Source organism: Cupriavidus sp. WGlv3 (assembly GCF_023952475.1).
GTDB lineage: Bacteria > Pseudomonadota > Gammaproteobacteria > Burkholderiales > Burkholderiaceae > Cupriavidus > Cupriavidus phytorum.
The window spans coordinates 123,588-142,415 of sequence record NZ_JALHRX010000013.1 but is presented as its reverse complement, the minus strand read 5'-3'; the positions used below and the strand labels follow the sequence as shown (position 1 = coordinate 142,415).

16 protein-coding genes are annotated in these 18,828 nt (G+C 68.2%); 8 read left to right on the top strand and 8 right to left on the bottom strand.

What is annotated here, in order from left to right:
• Positions 1 to 55: 55 nt before the first annotated feature.
• Positions 56 to 1,447: an alpha,alpha-trehalose-phosphate synthase (UDP-forming) gene (gene otsA, locus MKD38_RS21140; RefSeq protein WP_018008747.1), complete on the top strand. Its 1,392-nt coding sequence runs from the start codon at positions 56 to 58 to the stop codon at positions 1,445 to 1,447.
• A 32-nt stretch (positions 1,448 to 1,479) separates the two neighbouring features.
• Positions 1,480 to 1,836, top strand: a complete 357-nt coding sequence (locus MKD38_RS21135) for a 4a-hydroxytetrahydrobiopterin dehydratase (RefSeq protein ID WP_252679663.1) — start codon at positions 1,480 to 1,482, stop codon at positions 1,834 to 1,836.
• A 17-nt stretch (positions 1,837 to 1,853) separates the two neighbouring features.
• On the opposite strand, the gene MKD38_RS21130 is transcribed toward MKD38_RS21135, so the two are convergent.
• From MKD38_RS21130 to MKD38_RS21095, 8 genes are all read right to left on the bottom strand, one after another.
• On the bottom strand, positions 1,854 to 2,459 hold the full coding sequence (locus MKD38_RS21130) for a nucleotidyltransferase family protein (RefSeq protein WP_252679661.1): 606 nt from the start codon (positions 2,457 to 2,459) through the stop codon (positions 1,854 to 1,856).
• 18 nt (positions 2,460 to 2,477) lie between these two features.
• Positions 2,478 to 3,515 carry an XdhC family protein gene (locus tag MKD38_RS21125; protein WP_252679659.1) on the bottom strand — a complete coding sequence of 346 codons (1,038 nt, stop codon included), beginning with the start codon at positions 3,513 to 3,515 and terminating at the stop codon, positions 2,478 to 2,480.
• Positions 3,488 to 4,054 (bottom strand): SRPBCC family protein, encoded by a 567-nt coding sequence (locus MKD38_RS21120; RefSeq protein ID WP_018008751.1) that lies wholly within the window; start codon positions 4,052 to 4,054, stop codon positions 3,488 to 3,490. The genes MKD38_RS21125 and MKD38_RS21120 overlap by 28 nt, the downstream gene beginning before the upstream one ends.
• On the bottom strand, positions 4,045 to 5,304 hold the full coding sequence (locus MKD38_RS21115; protein WP_252679721.1) for a vWA domain-containing protein: 1,260 nt from the start codon (positions 5,302 to 5,304) through the stop codon (positions 4,045 to 4,047). The genes MKD38_RS21120 and MKD38_RS21115 overlap by 10 nt, the downstream gene beginning before the upstream one ends.
• A gap of 9 nt (positions 5,305 to 5,313) precedes the next feature.
• Positions 5,314 to 6,210, bottom strand: a complete 897-nt coding sequence (locus tag MKD38_RS21110; protein WP_252679655.1) for an AAA family ATPase — start codon at positions 6,208 to 6,210, stop codon at positions 5,314 to 5,316.
• Between the two features lie 97 nt (positions 6,211 to 6,307).
• Positions 6,308 to 7,108: an FAD binding domain-containing protein gene (locus MKD38_RS21105; RefSeq protein WP_252679654.1), complete on the bottom strand. Its 801-nt coding sequence runs from the start codon at positions 7,106 to 7,108 to the stop codon at positions 6,308 to 6,310.
• A gap of 26 nt (positions 7,109 to 7,134) precedes the next feature.
• Entirely contained in the window at positions 7,135 to 9,516 is a 2,382-nt protein-coding gene (locus MKD38_RS21100) for a xanthine dehydrogenase family protein molybdopterin-binding subunit (RefSeq protein ID WP_252679653.1), read from the bottom strand.
• A gap of 11 nt (positions 9,517 to 9,527) precedes the next feature.
• Entirely contained in the window at positions 9,528 to 10,016 is a 489-nt protein-coding gene (locus MKD38_RS21095) for a (2Fe-2S)-binding protein (RefSeq protein ID WP_252679652.1), read from the bottom strand.
• A gap of 319 nt (positions 10,017 to 10,335) precedes the next feature.
• Between MKD38_RS21095 and MKD38_RS21090 the strand changes: the two genes are divergently transcribed.
• The 6 genes from MKD38_RS21090 to ubiE all read left to right on the top strand — a co-directional run bounded on the left by MKD38_RS21090 (position 10,336) and on the right by ubiE (position 18,772).
• A complete protein-coding gene (locus MKD38_RS21090; RefSeq protein WP_252679651.1) occupies positions 10,336 to 10,914 on the top strand; it encodes a YqaA family protein in 579 nt (192 codons plus the stop codon).
• Between the two features lie 180 nt (positions 10,915 to 11,094).
• On the top strand, positions 11,095 to 15,069 hold the full coding sequence (locus MKD38_RS21085; RefSeq protein ID WP_252679650.1) for a DUF3683 domain-containing protein: 3,975 nt from the start codon (positions 11,095 to 11,097) through the stop codon (positions 15,067 to 15,069).
• Positions 15,070 to 15,078: 9 nt separating this feature from the next.
• Positions 15,079 to 15,516 carry an HIT family protein gene (locus MKD38_RS21080; protein ID WP_252679649.1) on the top strand — a complete coding sequence of 146 codons (438 nt, stop codon included), beginning with the start codon at positions 15,079 to 15,081 and terminating at the stop codon, positions 15,514 to 15,516.
• 131 nt (positions 15,517 to 15,647) lie between these two features.
• Positions 15,648 to 17,513 (top strand): ABC transporter ATP-binding protein/permease, encoded by a 1,866-nt coding sequence (locus MKD38_RS21075; RefSeq protein WP_252679648.1) that lies wholly within the window; start codon positions 15,648 to 15,650, stop codon positions 17,511 to 17,513.
• 79 nt (positions 17,514 to 17,592) lie between these two features.
• A complete protein-coding gene (locus tag MKD38_RS21070; protein ID WP_252679646.1) occupies positions 17,593 to 18,009 on the top strand; it encodes a gamma-butyrobetaine hydroxylase family protein in 417 nt (138 codons plus the stop codon).
• 31 nt (positions 18,010 to 18,040) lie between these two features.
• Positions 18,041 to 18,772, top strand: coding sequence for a bifunctional demethylmenaquinone methyltransferase/2-methoxy-6-polyprenyl-1,4-benzoquinol methylase UbiE (gene ubiE, locus MKD38_RS21065; RefSeq protein ID WP_252679644.1), 732 nt, complete (start codon positions 18,041 to 18,043; stop codon positions 18,770 to 18,772).
• The last annotated feature ends 56 nt before the right edge of the window (positions 18,773 to 18,828 follow it).

Sequence of the window (18,828 nt, the reverse complement as noted above, 5' to 3'; positions counted from 1 at the left end):
CCGCGCACGGCACGCAGTGCCGGCACCAAGAACAAGGAACTGAAGAAAAACATCTATGCCAAGACTTGTAGCGGTATCCAACCGGGTCGCAGATCCACGCAACGTCGCCGCGGGCGGCCTGGCGGTCGCGCTGTCCGAGGCCCTGCGGCAGACCGGCGGCCTGTGGTTCGGCTGGAGCGGCAAGGCGCTGGAAACCGCCCAGGGTGGCACGCCCGGCGAAGGCGACCTGCACCTGCAGCAGGCCGGCAACGTCACGCTGGCCACCGTCGACCTGAGCCGCGAGGACCACGACGCCTACTACCTGGGCTACAGCAACGGCGTGCTGTGGCCGGTGTTCCACTACCGGCTCGACCTGGCCGATTTCGATTCCAACTTCCTCAACGGCTACCGGCGCGTGAACCAACTGTTCGCGCGCAAGCTGGCGCCGCTGCTGCAGCCCGACGACATCATCTGGATCCACGACTACCACCTGATCCCGCTGGCGTCCGAGCTGCGCGCGATCGGCTGCGGGCAGAAGATCGGCTTCTTCCTGCACGTGCCGCTGCCACCGCCGCTGATCCTGGCCGCGATCCCGCAGCACGAGTGGCTGATGCGCGCGCTGTTCGCCTACGACCTGCTCGGTTTCCAGAGCCATGCCGACGTCGAGCATTTCTCGCGCTACGTGCAGGCCGAAGCGCAGGCCGAGCCGATGGGCGAGCACCGCTACCGCGCCTTCCACCGCACGGTACGCGCGCAGGCGTTCCCGATCGGCATCGACGTCGACGAGTTCATGGAACTGGGCCGCGGCGAGGAAGCGCAGGAAACCTACGAGATGATGTGCGCGCAATACGCGCGCCGCCGGCTGCTGCTGGGCATCGACCGGCTCGACTATTCCAAGGGCCTGCCGCAGCGGCTCAAGGCCTTCTACCGGCTGCTGGCCGAGTACCCCGAGAACCGCTCGAGCGCAACGCTGGTGCAGATCGCCGCGCCGTCGCGCGAATCGGTCGACGCCTACGTCGACCTGCGCCGCGAGATGGAGCAGTTGAGCGGCTCGATCAACGGCGAGTTCGGTGAGCTCGACTGGATGCCGGTGCGCTATATCCATCGCACTACCGCGCGCAAGCGGCTGCCCGGGCTGTGCCGCGCCAGCCGCGTGGCGCTGGTGACGCCGCTGCGCGACGGCATGAACCTGGTGGCCAAGGAATTCATCGCCGCGCAGGACCCGGAGGATCCGGGCGTGCTGGTGCTGTCGCGCTTTGCCGGCGCGGCCGAGCAGCTGCGCGAGGCGCTCCTGGTCAATCCCTACGACACGCGCGCCACCGCGCAGGCGATCCAGCAGGCGCTGCACATGCCGCTGGCCGAGCGCCAGCAGCGCCACCAGAAACTGCTGGAGCGCATCCGCGCGCAGGATGTGCACTGGTGGAGCCGAGAGTACCTGCGCGCACTGACCGAGACCGAAGGCGCATAAGGCAGGGCGCGTTGCGGTCGGGGAGCAAGACCATGAGCGAAGAAAACCTGGCAACGCAATCCTGCACGCCTTGCCGCGGCGGCGTGCCACCGCTGACGCCCGACGAGGCCGAGGCCCTGCTGCAGCAGGCGCCCGGCTGGGAACTGGCCGATGGCGCGACGCGGCTCGAGCGGCGTTTCAGCTTCGGCAATTTCGCGCAGGCGCTGGCGTTCGTGACCGGCGTCGGCCAGCTGGCCGAGGCGCAGGGGCATCATCCCGAGATCAGCTTCGGCTGGGGACATGCGACGGTGTCGTGGCGTACCAAGAAGATCAAGGGCTTGCACCGCAATGATTTCATCATGGCGGTGAAGACCACAGAGCTGGCCGAGGCGCAGCAGGGCGGCGGCTGAGTCGGGTTGCGTCAGCCTCAGCGCAAATCCGCCGGCGTATCGATATCCCGGAACGCGCCCTCGTCCTCCGTCAGGATCCGCGTCACCGGCTTGTCCTTTAGCAGCGCGCGCGCGCCTTCGTCGCCGTCCAGCGCCAGCAGCGCCTCGCGCCAGGCCGCGCCAAAGCCCACCGGATGGCCGCGTTGCCCGTTGCGCCACGGCGCGGCGATGGTGTCGGGCGTGGTGATGGTCAGCGCCACCGCGCGGATCAGCTCCATCGGCAGCCACGGCATGTCGGCCAGCGCCACCACCCAGCCGCGCGCTTCCGGCGTTGCCGCCACGGCGGCGCGCAGTGCCGCGCCCATGCCGGCTTCGGCCTCGGGCGCTTCCAGCACGCGGCAGCCGCCGCGGCGCAGTTCTTCCGCCAGCGCCGGATTGCCGGGGCGGATCACGGCGATCGACTCCGGCAGCGCCGCGGCCAGCGTGCGGGCGCTGCGCCAGGCGACGGAGCGCCCGCCGGGCAGCACCTCCAGCAGCTTGTTGCGCTGGCCGGCGGCATCGAAGCGGCGGCCGAAGCCCGCCGCCAGCAGGATGCCGGTGGGCAGGTCGGTGCGGAGCAGGGGAGCGTTGGGGGCGGCGGTCATGGCGGCACTCGCGGGTGGTCAGGCAGGATCGGGCGCCACGTCGCAGCTGCTGCCGGTGCTGGCAGCCATTTCGCGCGCGGCCTTGGCGCCTTCCACCTGCAGGATGTCGGGCAGCGACACATGGTTCTTGGCCGCGATCACCTCGGCCAGGATCGAGATCGCGATCTCCGGCGGCGTGCGGCTGCCGATATAGATGCCCACCGGGCCGTGCAGCCGTGCCAGCTGCAGCTCGGTCAGGTCGAATTCCTTGAGCCGTTCACGGCGCGCCTGGTTGTTGCGGCGTGAACCGAGCGCGCCGACATAGAAGGCGCGCGTGCGCAGCGCCTCCATCAGCGCCAGGTCGTCCAGCTTCGGGTCGTGCGTCAGCGCGATTACCGCGCAGCGCTCGTCCAGCTTCATGTCGGTGACGGTGTCGTCCGGCATGGTGCGCACCATGGCGACGCCGGGGATGTCCCAGGTCTCGGTGTACTCCTCGCGCGGGTCGCACACGGTAACCTGAAAGCCCAGGCCGACGGCGATCTGGCACAGGTATTTGGACAACTGCCCGGCGCCGATCACCAGCATGCGGTAGCGCGGGCCGTGGATGGTCAGCAGGGTCTTGCCGTCGAACGCCAGCCCGTCGGTAGCGTTGGCCGGGCCCAGCGTGGCCGCGCCCGTGGTCATGTCCAGCGTGCGCGCGACCAGGCGGCCATTCTCCACGGCATCGAGCAGTTCGGCAATGCCGCTGGCCGGCTTGAGCGGTTCGGCGACCAGCTCGATGGTGCCGCCGCACGGCAGGCCAAAGCGGTGCGCCTCCTCGGCGCTGATGCCGTACTTGATCGCTTCGGGACGGTCCGACGTAATGCCTTGCCGGCGCACGCGGTCGATGATGTCGTCCTCGATGCAGCCGCCCGAGACCGAGCCCACCACCAGGCCGTCGTCGCGCACCGCCAGCATCGCACCCTCGGGCCGGGGCGACGAGCCCCAGGTCCGCACTACCGTCACCAGCAGCACGCGATGGCCTTGCTGCTGCCACTGCACGCTGTTTTTCAGGACTTCGAGATCCACGCTGTCCATGATCGTTTCCGCTTCGCTTGTTCTGTCGGTTCGTTATCGGAGTTATCGCCGGCGGCTGCGGCGGGGGCGCCCTCGGCCGCTGGCGTGCTGTCTGTGGCGTCAGGGGTGACGGCCTCGGTGAAGCGCGCAAAGAAGGTGTCAGCCATCTTGCGTGCCGCGGCGTCCACCAGCCGCGAGCCGATCTGGGCGATCTTGCCCCCCACCTGGGCATTGACGGTATAGGTCAGGACAGTTTCGTCGCCGTCTGGTTCCAGCCGGACCCGGGCGCTGCCCTTGCCGAAGCCCGCCGCGCCACCCTGGCCGTCGAAACGGATGGTGTAGCTGTCGGGCGCCTGGATGTCTTCCAGCGCCATGCGACCCTTGAAGCGCGCCTTGACCGGGCCCACCGCGGCCGTCATGGCCAGCAGGTAGGCGTGGTCGCCGTCGGGCTCGATACTCTCACATCCGGGGATGCATTGCTTGAGCAGCTCGGTATCGTTGAGCGCTTCCCATGCCACCTGCTGCGGGACCGGCAGGCGCTGGCTCTGGTTCATTTCCATGGCGGGGCTTCCTTGTTGGGCGTGGCGGGAGTGGCGGATCTGGCAGCCCGGGCCGGCCCGCCGTGGTCGGACAGCAGCGTCTCGAGCGCCAGCAGGCTGTCCAGGTTATGGGCCGGCCGCAGCGCGTCGACGTGCGGCAGGATGGCCTGCACGCCACGCGCCTGCGGCGTGAAGCCGGGGTAGCGCAGCAGCGGGTTGAGCCAGACGATGCGGTGGGCAAAGCGGCGCAGCCGCGCCATCTCCTCGCCGAGTAGGTCGATCTGCTCGTGGTCGAGGCCGTCGGTGACCAGCAGCACGGTGGCGCGCCCGGACAGCGTGCGCCGCGCCCAGTGGCGGTTGAAGCTCGCCAGCGCCGCGCCGATGCGGGTGCCGCCGGCCCAGTCACGCACCTGGCCGGTGATGACCGCGACGGCCTCGTCCGGGTCGCGTTCGCGCAGCGAGCGGGTGATGTTGGTCAGCCGGGTGCCGAACAGAAACACCGCCAGCCGCTCGCGCGACTGCATCAGTGCGTGGCAGAAGTACAGCACCGCGCGCGAGTACTGGCTCATCGAGCCGGAGATATCGAGCAGCAGCACCAGCGGCGGTTTGCGCTCGGCATGCTTGCGGAATTTCCAGCGCAGCCACTCGCCGTGCTGGCGCACCGCCAGGCGCGCGCTGGCGCGCAGGTCGGCGTGGGTGCCGCAGGTGGCGGCGCGCAGCCGGCGCGTGCGCTGCAGGGCCAGATGGGTGCGGCGGGTGCGCACCAGGTGCTGCAGCGCGCGCCATTCCTGCGCGGTCAGGGTCTCGAAATCGCGCTGCGCCAGGCGTTCCTGGGCGGAGAAGGTCAGTGGTACGTGGATGCGTTCCGCCTCGGTCTGCGCCGGGCGCAATGGCATTTCTGGCTGGCGCGCGGCCAGCGCATCGGCCAGCCGGTTGCTGCGCTTCGGCGGCGGCGCGCCCGCCTCGACGCGCGGCAGCAGCAGCGCGCGCAGCTTGCCTTCCCAGTCGGGATCGCGCCAGAACAGGTCGAAGGCGGCGTCGAACAGCGGGCGCTGGTCGGGGCCGGACAGCACCAGCGCCGCCAGCGCGGCGCGCACCTCGTCGCGCTGGCCGATATCGACCAGGCGCAGCGCGGCCAGCGCGTCGACCGCGTGCGCCGGTGACAACGCAAAGCCGCCATCGCGCAGCAGCCGCATGAAGTGGGTGACGTTGCGCGCCAGCACCGGCAGTCCGGCAGGCGGACCGCCGCTGCGCGCGCCGGCGTGCAGCATCGGCACGGCTCAGCCTCCCGGCGTGGCGCCCGCCAGCAGTTCCGCCACGGTGGGACCGTCCACGCGCGCCAGGTCATCCTGGTACTTGAGCAGCACGCCCAGCGTATCGCGCACGGATTGCGGATCGAGTTCGGTGGTGCCCAGCGCGGCCAGCGCGCGGCACCAGTCGATGGCCTCGGCGATGCCGGGCGCCTTGAACAGGTCGATGCCGCGCAGCCGGTGCACGAAATCGATCGCCTGCGCCTGCAGCGCGGCCGCGGCCTCGGGCGCCCGCGCCGCGACGATCTGCAGCTCGCGCTCGCGCTCCGGATAGCCAACCCACTGGTACAGGCAGCGGCGCTTGAGCGCGTCATGGACTTCGCGCGTGCGGTTGGAGGTGATCACGATCAGCGGCGGGCGCTCGGCGCGGATCACGCCGATCTCCGGAATCGAGACCTGGAATTCGGACAGGACTTCGAGCAGGAACGCTTCAAAGGGCTCGTCGGCGCGGTCGATCTCGTCGATCAGCAGCACGCGCGGCACTTCCGGCGCGGCGGGGTCGGGCAGCAGCGCCTCCAGCAACGGGCGCTTGAGCAGGTAGTCGTCGTGGTACAGCGATTGCGCCTCGGGTCGCTCGCCGCGCGCCTCGGCCAGGCGCAGCGCCATGATCTGGCGCGGGTAGTCCCATTCATACAGCGCGCTGGCGGCGTCGAGGCCTTCATAGCATTGCAACCGCAGCAGCCGCGTGCCGAGCACGCCCGCCATCGCCTGCGCCAATGCGGTCTTGCCGACGCCCGGCTCGCCTTCGAGGAACAGCGGGCGCTGCATGCGCAGCGCGAGGTAGAGCACCGTGGCGGTTTCGCGGTCGGCGAAGTATTGCTGGCGTGCGAGCTGGGCGAGGGTGTCGTCGATGGAGGTGGGGAGCATGGACGTTCTTGTTTGCCGACGTGCCTCGCGCGCCAGCGTTTTGCTTCCCTCTCCCGCGAGCGGGAGAGGGGAGACAACATGCGGCAATGGAGAAACGCTAACCCTTCAGCGCCACCTCCACCGCCCTGGCCGCCAGCACCGGAATCAAATGCGCCCGGTACGCCGCCGACCCATGCAGGTCGCTGTTCAGCCGGCCCGCATCGACCTTCACCCCGCGCGCCGCCTGCGCGGTGAAGTTTGCCGACAGCGCCTGCTCCAGCGGCTGGCACCGGAACACGCTGTCCGCCGCGCCGGTGACTGCGACGCGCACCGCGTTGCCGGTGCGCGCCACCAGCACGCCGACCAGCGCGAAACGCGACGCCGGGTTGGCAAACTTGGCGTAGGCGGCCTGGTCCGGTATCGGGAAGCGTACCGCGGTGATCAGCTCGTCGGCTTCCAGCGCGGTCTCATAGAGGCCCTTGAAGAAGTCGTCGGCCGCGATGCTGCGGCGGTCGGTGACCACGGTCGCGCCCAGTCCCAGCACGCCGGCCGGGTAGTCCGCAGCGGGATCGTCATTGGCCAGCGCGCCGCCGATGGTGCCCATCGCGCGCACCTGGCGGTCGCCGATGCCGCCGGCCAGCGCCGCCAGCGCCGGGATGCGCTGGCGTACCTCGGCGTTGGCTTCCACGTCGGCATGGCGCGCCGCGGCGCCAATGACGATCTCCTTGCCTTCGACGCGGATCTCGGCCATGCCGGGGATGCGCGCCACGTCGACCAGCGTCGACGGCGATGCCAGCCGCAGCTTCATCGCCGCCAGCAGGCTCTGGCCGCCGCCGAGGAACTTGGCGTCGGGATCGGCCTTGATCTTGGCCACTGCCGCCTTGGCATCCGCGGCGCGTTCAAAGTTGAATGCGTACATGTCGGTTTCCTTTGCGGTGCGGTGGCTCAGGGTTGGGGCTGCGCGGCCTGGATCGCCTGCCACACGCGGTGCGGCGTGGCGGGCATCTGCACGTCCTTCACGCCCAGCGGCGACAGCGCATCGACCAGCGCGTTGATGAACGCCGGCGGCGAGCCGATCGCGCCGGCCTCGCCGCAGCCCTTCACGCCCAGCGGGTTGTGCGTGCATGGCGTGCCGCTGGCGGTCTCGACGGTGAAGTCGGGCAGGTCGCCGGCGCGCGGCATGGCGTAGTCCATGTACGAGCCGGTCAGCAGCTGGCCGCTGTCGTTGTCGTAGACGCATTGCTCCAGCATGGCCTGGCCCAAGCCCTGGCCGATGCCGCCATGCACCTGGCCCTCGACGATCATCGGGTTGATGATGTTGCCGAAGTCGTCGACCGCGGTGAACTTGACCACCTGCGACGCGCCGGTGTCGGGGTCGACCTCCACCTCGCACACATAGGCGCCGGACGGGTAGGTGAAGTTGGTCGGGTCGTAGAAGGCGTTTTCGTTCAGGCCCGGCTCGAGCTTGTCGAGCGGGTAGTTGTGCGGCACGTAGGCGCTCAGCGCGACCTCGCCGAAGGTCTTGGTGCGGTCGGTGCCGGCCACGCGGAACACGCCGTTGCTGAACTCGATGTCGCTGTCAGACGCCTCCAGCAGGTGCGCGGCGATCTTCTTGGCCTTGGCCTCGATCTTGTCAAGCGCCTTGACGATGGCGGAGCCGCCCACCGCCAGCGAGCGCGAGCCGTAGGTGCCCATGCCGAACGGCACGCGCCCGGTGTCGCCGTGGACGATCTCGACCTGGTCGAGCTGCAGCCCGAGACGGTCCGCCACCACTTGCGCGAAGGTGGTTTCGTGCCCCTGCCCGTGGCTGTGCGAGCCGGTGAAGACCGTCACCGTGCCGGTCGGGTGCACGCGGATCTCGCCCACCTCGAACAGGCCGGCACGTGCGCCAAGCGCGCCGGCGATGTTGGAAGGCGCCAGCCCGCAGGCCTCGATGTAGCAGGAATAACCGAGGCCGCGCAGCTTGCCGCGCTGCTTCGCCTCGTCGCGCCGCGCGGGGAAGCCGTTGACGTCGGCCAGCTCCTGCGCGCGCGCCAGGCACGGCTCGTAGTCGCCGGTGTCGTAGGTCAGGCCCACCGGGGTCGCGTACGGGAACTGGCGGATAAAGTTCTTGCGGCGCAGTTCGGCCGGATCCAGGTTCAGTTCGCGCGCGGCGGTTTCGACCAGGCGCTCGACCACGAAGGTGGCCTCGGGCCGGCCGGCACCGCGATACGCGTCGACCGGCGCGGTGTTGGTGAACACCGCCTGCACCTCGGCATAGATCGCCGGCGTGGCGTACTGGCCGGCCAGCAGGGTGGCATAGAGGATGGTCGGCACGCTGCTGGCGAAGGTCGACAGGTAGGCGCCCATGTTGGCGACCGTATGCACCCGCAGCGCCAGGAACTTGCCGTCGGCGTCGAGCGCCAGCTCGGCCCTGGTGACATGGTCGCGGCCGTGCGCGTCGGTCAGGAAGGATTCGCTGCGATCCGCGGTCCACTTGACCGGCCGGCCCACCTTTTTCGAGGCCCAGGTCAGCGCCACGTCCTCCGGGTACAGGAAGATCTTGGAGCCGAACCCGCCGCCGACGTCGGGCGCGATGATGCGCAGCCGCGATTCCGGCAGCCCCAGCACGAATGCGCCCATCAGCAGGCGCTCGACGTGCGGGTTCTGGCTGGCGACGTAGACGGTGTAGCTGTCGTCCTGGCGCGCATAGCTGGCGTTGACCGCGCGCGGCTCGATCGCGTTGGGGATCAGCCGGTTGTTGACGATCTCCAGCGTGGTCACGTGCGCGGCCCGGGCGAAGGCGGCGTCGGTGGCGGCCTTGTCGCCGTGGCCCCAGGTGTAGCAGGTGTTGGCCGGCACCTCGTCATGCACCAGCGTCGACGCCGATGCGGCATCGGCGGCGCCGACCACGGCCGGCAGCTCTTCGTAGTCGACGTCGATCTGCTCGGCGGCGTCGCGCGCCTGCTGCAGGGTCTCGGCGATCACCAGCGCCACCTGGTCGCCGACGTGGCGCACCTTGTCGTGGGCGATCACCGGGTGCGGCGGCTCTTTCATCGGCGTACCGTCGATGCTGTGGATCAGCCAGCCACAGGGCAGGCCGCCGACCTTGTCGGCGGCAAGCTCGGCGCCGGTCAGCACGGCGATCACGCCGGGCGCGGCCTCCGCCGCGCTCTTGTCGATGGCGCGGATGCGCGCGTGCGCGTGCGGCGAGCGCAGGAAGTACCCGTAGCTCTGCTGCGGCAGCACGATGTCGTCGGTGTACTGGCCGTTGCCGGTCAGGTAGCGGTAGTCTTCCTTGCGCTTGACGGAGGCGCCCACCAGGCGCTGGTTTTCGGGTGCGTTCATGGCGGCCTCCTTTATTCAGCGCTGGACTGCATGCCCGCCTGGCCCTGCTGCACCGCGCGCACGATGTTGTGGTAGCCGGTGCAGCGACACAGGTTGCCTTCCAGGTGCTTGCGGATGGTGGCGGCGTCGGCGTCGGGATGTTCCTGGACCAGTGCGGTGGCGCTCATCACCATGCCCGGCGTGCAGAAGCCGCATTGCAGCCCGTGGCATTCGCGGAAAGCCTCCTGCATCGGGTGCAGGCCGTTGCCACCCTTGTCCCCGGCCAGTCCTTCGATGGTGGTCACGGTGGCGCCGTCCGCCTGCAGCGCCAGGATGTTGCACGACTTGACCGCCCGGCCATCCAGGTGGACCGTGCAGGCGCCGCACTGCGCGGTGTCGCAGCCGACGTGGGTGCCGGTCAGGCGCAGCTGTTCGCGCAGGAACTGGACCAGGAGGGTGTTGGGTTCTACCTGCGCGTCAACGGGCTTGCCGTTGACCGTCAGGCGGATCGGAATCGCCATGCTTGTCTCCATGTGGGGTGGACGCGCATGACCAATACCCAGATCCCCAAAGCAAAGCGCGGGACTGGCCACGACGCGGTACTGCCGCTTAAGACGGCTATAGGACGGCTAATTCGTGATATTGGTGCTGCCGCTGCAACTGCTGTTGGTGCGCCAGCGAACCTTGCGGCCGGCGCATCGGCACGGCCGGCGAACGTTTGGCCGCGACAGGCTCTAACAGTTAATCACAAATCCCGCACAGGTGCCATGTGGTTTGCCCGCGCCCCGTTTGGGGCACGGCCCGCTAGAATGAGCCGCGCCACCGGCCCTGTCCCCTTACATGGAAGCCTTCTTCGACTGGCTGTTCGAAACCGTTGCCTTGCCCAAGGTAGGCCTGCCCGCGATCTTCGTGGTCAGCCTGGTGTCGGCCACCTTGCTGCCGCTCGGCTCCGAGCCCGCCGTGTTCGGCTACGTCAAGCTCAATCCGCAGATGTTCTGGCCGGCGATCCTGGTGGCCACCGCCGGCAATACCGTCGGCGGCGCGATCGACTGGTGGCTGGGCTACGCCGCCAAGCTGGCGCTGGTGCGCTACCACAAGCGGCGCCGCGCGCGCGAGCACGAGGCCGAACACCTGGAGCACCGCGCCCACGCGCGCAAGCCCCCCAAGCCCAAGCTCGATGCGCGTTATTTCCGCTGGATGCGCCGGCTGGGCCCGCCCACGCTGCTGCTGTCGTGGCTGCCCGGCGTTGGTGATCCATTGTGCACTCTGGCGGGCTGGCTGCGCCTGTCGTTCTGGCCCAGCCTGGCCTGGATGGCGGTCGGCAAGTTCCTGCGCTACCTCGTCATGACCGCCGGCCTGATGTGGATCCCGGACACTTTCTGGCAGAACATTGCGCACACCGTGAAGGCCTGGTTCTGATCGCCAGGCGGCGCCGGCGCCGTTTCTGCGGCGGATCTGGCTCGCCAGGCAGCGCTAATCCCTTGTTCCGACAAGGATTCCGTCATGCTGCGGTGCGGCGAAAGCAGGGCTTGCAGTACAATCGCCCTTTACTGAACGATTCGCGCACTGTCCCCGTGCGCAGCAGGAAGCGGTCCCCCCATGAACGCCCCACTCGTGCTCGACGCCAAGCTCGCCGCGCAGGACGCCCCGCCGCGCCTGCGTGAAATTCCCTATAACTACACGTCCTTCTCGGACCGCGAGATTGTCATCCGGCTGCTCGGCGAGGAAGCCTGGCGCATCCTGGACGAGCTGCGCAGCGAACGCCGCACCGGCCGCTCGGCCCGCATGCTGTACGAGGTGCTGGGCGATATCTGGGTGGTACGCCGCAACCCCTACCTGCAGGACGACCTGCTGGAAAATCCCAAGCGCCGCCAGATGCTGGTGAGCGCGCTGCACCACCGCCTGAACGAGATCGAGAAGCGCCGCGCCGCCGACCGTGCCGAGCACGCCGAGCCCGCCGCCGAGGACCGTTCGCATCGCGTGGAGCAGCTGGTCGCCTTCGCCAAGCAGGCGATCGAGGACTTCAAGAACGAATTCGCCGCCGCCTACGACCTGCGCAAGCGCGCGCAGCGCGTGCTGGGCCGCGTCACGCAGAAGGACAACATCAAGTTCGACGGGCTGTCGCGCGTGTCGCACGTGACCGACGCCACCGACTGGCGCGTCGAATACCCGTTCGTGGTGCTGACCCCGGACACCGAGGAAGAGATCGCCGGCCTGGTCAAGGGCTGCTTCGAGCTGGGCCTGACCATCATCCCGCGCGGGGGCGGCACCGGCTACACCGGCGGCGCCGTACCGCTGACGCCGATGAGCGCGGTGATCAATACCGAGAAGCTGGAGCAGCTCGGGCCGGTCGAGCAGACCGACCTGCCGGGCGTGCCGCACAAGGTCGCGACCATCTTCGCCGGCGCCGGCGTGGTGACGCGCCGCGTGGCTGACGCTGCGGACCGCGCCGGCCTGGTGTTCGCGGTCGACCCGACCTCGATCGACGCCTCGTGCATCGGCGGCAACGTCGCCATGAACGCCGGCGGCAAGAAGGCCGTGCTGTGGGGCACCGCGCTCGACAACCTGGCCTGGTGGCGCATGGTCGACCCGGAAGGGAACTGGCTGGAAATCACCCGGCTGGACCACAACCTTGGCAAGATCCACGACGTGCCGGTGGCCACCTTCGAGCTGAAGTGGTCGGACGGCAACCGCGCCCCGGGCGACAAGGTGCTGCGCACCGAGACGCTCGCCATCGAAGGCCGCAAGTTCCGCAAGGAAGGCCTCGGCAAGGACGTCACCGACAAGTTCCTGGCCGGCCTGCCCGGCGTGCAGAAGGAAGGCTGCGACGGCATCATCACCAGCGCGCGCTGGACCCTGCACCGCATGCCCAAGCACATCCGCACTGTGTGCCTGGAGTTCTTCGGCCAGGCGCGCGACGCCATCCCGAGCATCGTCGAGATCAAGGACTATCTCGACGCCGAGACCAAAAAGCCCGGTGGCGCCATCCTGGCCGGCCTCGAGCACCTGGACGAGCGCTACCTGCGCGCGGTCGGCTACGCCACCAAGAGCAAGCGCAACGCCTTCCCGAAGATGGTGCTGATCGGCGATATCGTCGGCGACGATGAAGACGCCGTGGCGCGCGCCACCTCGGAAGTGATCCGCATGGCCAACGGCAAGAGCGGCGAAGGCTTTATCGCCGTCAGTCCCGAGGCCCGCAAGAAGTTCTGGCTGGACCGCTCGCGCACCGCCGCGATCGCGAAGCACACCAACGCCTTCAAGATCAACGAAGACGTGGTGATCCCGCTCAACCGCATGGGCGAGTACACCGACGGCATCGAGCGCATCAATATCGAGCTGTCGATCAAGAGCAAGCTGCAGCTGGTCGACACGCTGGAAGCGTTCTTTGCCCGCGGCAACCTGCCGCTGGGCCGCAGCGACGACGCCAACGAGATCCCCAGCGCCGAGCTGCTGGAAGACCGTGTGCAGCACGCGCTGACGCTGCTGCGCGAGATCCGCGCGCGCTGGGGCTACCTGCAAGGCCATCTCGATACGCCGCTGGCGCAGGCCAGGGCCTCGCTGATCGGGCACGGGCTGGGCCTGCTGGGGCAGGAGTTCGAGGCGCGGCTGCAGCAGCAGCCGGACGCGACCGTGTTCCACCTGCTGCAGGACCGCACCATCCGCGTCTCGTGGAAGACCGAGATCCGCGCCGAGCTGCGCAAGATCTTCAACGGCGGCGAATTCAAGCCGATCCTGGATGAAGCCCAGAAGATCCACAAGCAGGTGCTGCGCGGCCGCGTCTTCGTCGCGCTGCACATGCACGCCGGCGATGGCAACGTGCACACCAACATCCCGGTCAACTCCGACGACTACGACATGCTGCAGGACGCGCACCGCGCGGTGGCCCGCATCATGGACCTGGCGCGTTCGCTGGACGGGGTGATCTCGGGCGAGCACGGCATCGGCATCACCAAGCTGGAGTTTTTGACCGAGGAAGAGATCGGCGACTTCCGCGCCTACAAGCAGAAGGTCGACCCGCAGGGCCGCTTCAACAAGGGCAAGCTGCTGCCCGGCGCCGACCTGCGCAATGCCTACACGCCGTCGTTCGGACTGATGGGACATGAGTCGATCATCATGCAGCAGAGCGACATCGGCGCCATCGCCGAGAGCGTCAAGGACTGCCTGCGCTGCGGCAAGTGCAAGCCGGTGTGCGCCACCCACGTGCCGCGCGCCAACCTGCTCTACAGCCCGCGCAACAAGATCCTGGCGACCTCGCTGCTGGTCGAGGCCTTCCTGTACGAGGAACAGACCCGCCGCGGCATCTCGGTCAAGCACTGGGACGAGTTCTCCGACGTGGCCGACCATTGCACGGTCTGCCACAAGTGCGTGACGCCGTGCCCGGTCAAGATCGACTTCGGCGACGTGTCGATGAACATGCGCAACCTGCTGCGCAAGATGGGGCAGAAGAAATTCAACCCTGGCACCGCGGCGTCGATGTTCTTCCTCAACGCCACCAATCCCGAGACCATCAACCTGACCCGCAAGGTCATGATCGACTGGGGCTACAAGGCGCAGCGCCTGGGCAACGACGTACTGAAGAAGATCGCCAGGAAGCAGACCGCGCATCCGCCCGCGACGGTGGGCAAGCCGCCGGTGCGCGAGCAGGTGATCCACTTCATCAACAAGAAGATGCCGGGCAACCTGCCCAAGAAGACCGCGCGCGCGCTGCTCGACATCGAAGACAACGAGATCGTGCCGATCATCCGCGACCCCAAGGCGACCACGCCGGAAACGGAAGCGGTGTTCTACTTCCCGGGCTGCGGCTCGGAGCGGCTGTTCTCGCAGGTGGGGCTGGCAACGCAGGCGATGTTGTGGCATGTCGGCGTGCAGACCGTGCTGCCGCCGGGCTACCTGTGCTGCGGCTATCCGCAGCGTGGCAACGGCCAGTACGACAAGGCCGAGAAGATCGTCACCGACAACCGCGTGCTGTTCCACCGCGTGGCCAACACGCTGAACTACCTCGACATCAAGACCGTGGTGGTCAGCTGCGGCACCTGCTACGACCAGCTCGCCGGCTATGAATTCGACAAGATCTTCCCGGGCTGCCGCATCATCGACATCCACGAGTACCTGCTCGAGAAGGGTGTCAAGCTGGAAGGCGTGACCGGTACGCGCTACATGTACCACGATCCCTGCCACACGCCGATCAAGACCGTCGATCCGACCAAGCTGGTCAACGACCTGATGGGCGGCAACGCCGGCCTGGGCAAGATCGAGAAGAACGAGCGCTGCTGCGGCGAGTCCGGCACGCTGGCGGTGACGCGTCCCGACATTTCGACGCAGGTCCGCTTCCGCAAGGAAGAGGAAATGACCAGGGGCGCCGACAAGCTGCGCGCCGACGGCTTCACCGGCGACGTCAAGATCCTGACCAGCTGCCCGTCGTGCCTGCAGGGGCTGTCGCGCTACAAGGAAGATGCGTCGGTGCAGGCCGATTACATCGTGATCGAGATGGCCAAGCACCTGCTGGGCGAGAACTGGATGCCCGAGTATGTGGCGAAGGCCAATGCGGGTGGCATCGAGCGCGTGCTGGTGTAAGCCATCGCCATGACGCGTTCCCCCAACTGCCCCCTGTGCGAAACCGACGGCGGCGAACTGGTCTGGATGGGCGACCGCGCCCGCCTGATCCTGGTCGAGCATGACCGCTTTCCCGGCTTCTGCCGCATCGTCTGGAACGACCATGTGGCCGAGCTGAGCGACCTGGACGAAGGCGACCAGGCCTGGCTGATGCGCCTGGTGGCGCGCGTCGAGCGGGTGGTGCGCGAGGTGATGGCGCCCGACAAGGTCAACCTGGCTGCGTTCGGCAACATGGTGCCGCACCTGCACTGGCACATCATCCCGCGCTACCGCTGGGACACGCATTTCCCCGAGGCGATCTGGGCCGCGCCGCAGCGCGCGGCGGACCCCGTGCGCGTGCAGGAACTGGCCAGCCGGCTGCCGGCGCTGCGTACGGCGCTTGCGCTGGTGGAAGCGGACGACGCCTGAGGCCAGGCGCGGAACCTGCGCCGACAGGCAACCGTCTGAATGCTGATGCCGCCGCGGTCGCGCCTGCGCCGCGGCACCAGAACAACAGGCCCGGCCAGGCAAGCGCGCTGGCGGGCCAGAAAGCTGCCGCTATGTCCTCGACCCCGACTTCCGTCACCGTACCGGGCCCGGCCATTCCCGCCCGGGCCCTCAAGATCCAGAGCCGGCTGCGCATGGCCGCGACCTGGGCGCTGATCAAGCCCTACTGGAAATCCGAAGACCGCCTCGCCGGGCTGGGGTTGCTGGCGTTGGTGGTGGTGCTCAACCTGGGCATCGTCTATATCAACGTGCTGCTCAATGAATGGAACCGCGTGTTCTACAACGCGCTGGAGCAGCGCGACTATGCCTCGTTCAAGGTGCTGCTGCTGCGCTTCTCGTGGATTGCCGGCTTCTATATCGTGGCCTTCCTGTCCCGGCAGTACTACACGATGATGCTGCAGATGCGCTGGCGTACCTGGATGACCGGGCGGTTCATGGACCGGTGGCTCGCTCACCAGGCCTACTACCGCATCGAGCAGACCCATACGACCGACAACCCCGACCAGCGGATAGCGGACGACCTGCGCCTGTTCACCGATGGAGGCTTGTCGTTGTCGCTGGGGCTGCTCAACTCGGTGGTGACGCTGATTTCCTTTGTCGGGATCCTCTGGACGTTGTCCGGTCCGATCAGTCTGGCGCTTGGCGGCAGCGAGGTCGTGATCCCGGGCTACATGGTCTGGTTTGCCGGGGCCTATGCCGTGGTGGGATCGCTGGTGGCGCACTTCGTCGGGCGTCCGCTCATCGGCCTGAACTTCCAGCAAGAACAGTACGAGGCAGATTTCCGTTTCACGCTGGTGCGCCTGCGCGAGAACAGCGAGCCAGTGGCGCTGTATCGAGGCGAACCGACTGAAAAGGCCGGCTTGCGCGCACGCTTCGACCGCATTCGGGCCAACTGGAACCAGTTGATGCTGTACACGCGGCGGCTGAACTTCGTCAGCTCGGGCTACGCGCAGTTCGCCATTATCTTCCCGATCCTGGTGGCGGCGCCGCGCTACTTTGCCGGCAAGATGACGCTGGGCGGGCTGATGCAGATCAGTTCCGCGTTTGGACAGGTGCAGGGTGCGTTGTCATGGTTCGTCGACAACTACGCCACGCTGGTGGGCTGGAAGGCGGCGGCCAACCGCCTGATCGACTTCCAGGAAGCGATCCGCGTGGCCGAGCGGCAGGAGGCGTCGCAGGACGGCAGCTGCGATATCGAGGTGGCGTACCACGGCAAGCCGCAGGACGGCATCGCCATCGACAGCCTGGCGCTGGCCTTGCCGGTGCGCGCCGCGCGCGGCGCCGCGGTGGGCCAGCGGCCGCTGGTGGCGCCGTTCTCGCTGGCGGTGGCGCCGGGCGAGCGCTGGCTGGTCAGCGGCCCGTCGGGCTGCGGCAAGAGCGTGCTGTTCCGCGCGCTGGCCGGGATCTGGCCGTACGGCAGCGGCACCGTGACCATGCCGGAGGGCGCGCGCCGGCTGTTCCTGCCGCAGCGCAGCTACCTGCCGATCGGCACGCTGGCCGATGCGCTGGCCTACCCGGACGCCGGCACCGAACACGGCAAGGACGTGCTGCAGGCGGCGCTGCGGCAGACCCGGCTGGCGGCGCTGGCGGACCAGCTCGACGTGTTCGACAACTGGTCGCTGCGGCTGTCGCCGGGGGAGCAGCAGCGCCTGGCCTTTGCGCGCGCGCTGCTGCAGCGGCCGGACTACCTGTTTCTCGACGAAGCCACCAGCGCGCTGGACGAAGACACCGAACGCGCCATGTACCAGCTGATGGTGGAGCAGCTGCCGCAGACGGCGATCGTCAGCATTGCGCACCGCAGCACCGTGGCGGCCTTCCACCAGCGCCGGCTGCGCTATGTGCCGCAGGATGGCGAAGCGGCCCGGGCTGCGCAAGCCGGCGAGCCTGGGGTAAGCTATCGGGTCGTATGCGAAGCGTGATGCGGGGCTGCCGCGGCAGCCGGCGCGGCATCATGCGGCAATCACCCTCACAAGCGCCCGTCACCGGGCCGCGATCACCATGGCAGGCCTGGAAAAAGACACCCCCCATCCCACCGCGCTGACGGTCCACACGCAATCACGCGTGCTCGAGATCGGCTTCGACAACGGCCGCAGCTTCCGGCTGCCGTTCGAGCTGCTGCGCGTGTATTCGCCCTCCGCCGAAGTCCAGGGCCATGGCCCTGGGCAGGAGGTGCTGCAGACCGGCAAGCGCGAGGTCGGCGTCGACGCGGTGGAGCCGGTCGGCAACTACGCCATCCAGATCCGCTTTTCCGACGGCCACGACACCGGCATCTATTCCTGGGACCTGCTGTACCGCCTGGGCGACAACCAGGACGCGCTGTGGCAGGACTACCTGCAGCGCCTGGCAGCCGCCGGCGCCGATCGCGACACCCCGATGCCCGCCTCCGGCGGCGGGCACGGCTGCGGCCATCACTGAGCCGCCCCCGACAATCCTGGAGTCTTGAAAGATGAGTGAAACCCACTTCGGGTTCGAAAAGGTCGACGAAACGGAAAAGGCCGGCAAGGTTGCCGGCGTGTTCCATTCGGTGGCCAGCAAGTACGACGTGATGAACGACCTGATGTCGGGCGGCATGCACCGGCTGTGGAAGATGTTCACCATCGCGCAGGCCGGGGTGCGCCCCGGCCACAAGGTGCTGGACATCGCCGGCGGCACCGGCGACCTGGCCAAGGCGTTCGCGAAACAGGCCGGCCCGACCGGGCAGGTCTGGCTGACCGACATCAACGAGTCGATGCTGCGCGTGGGCCGCGACCGGCTGCTCAACAAAGGCATCGTCACGCCGGTGGCGCTGTGCGACGCCGAGAAGATTCCGTTCCCCGACAACTACTTCGACCTGGTCACGGTCGCCTTCGGCCTGCGCAACATGACGCACAAGGAAGCCGCACTGGCCGAGATGCGCCGCGTGGTCAAGCCGGGCGGCAAGGTCATGGTGCTGGAGTTCTCCAAGGTCTGGAAACCGCTGGAGAAGGCCTACGACGTCTATTCTTTCAAGGTGCTGCCGTGGCTGGGCGAGCGCGTGGCAGGGGATGCCCCGAGCTATCGCTATCTCGCGGAATCGATCAGAATGCATCCAGACCAGGTTTCGCTTGTACGCTTAATGGAACATGCGGGCCTGGAGAATGTCGAATACTTCAATCTGACGGCCGGAGTGGTGGCGCTCCACGTCGGGCGCAAGTATTAAGAACACTTGAATTCGCCATGCTCACCCACATCTGGGGTGAAACTGACAGGGGATAA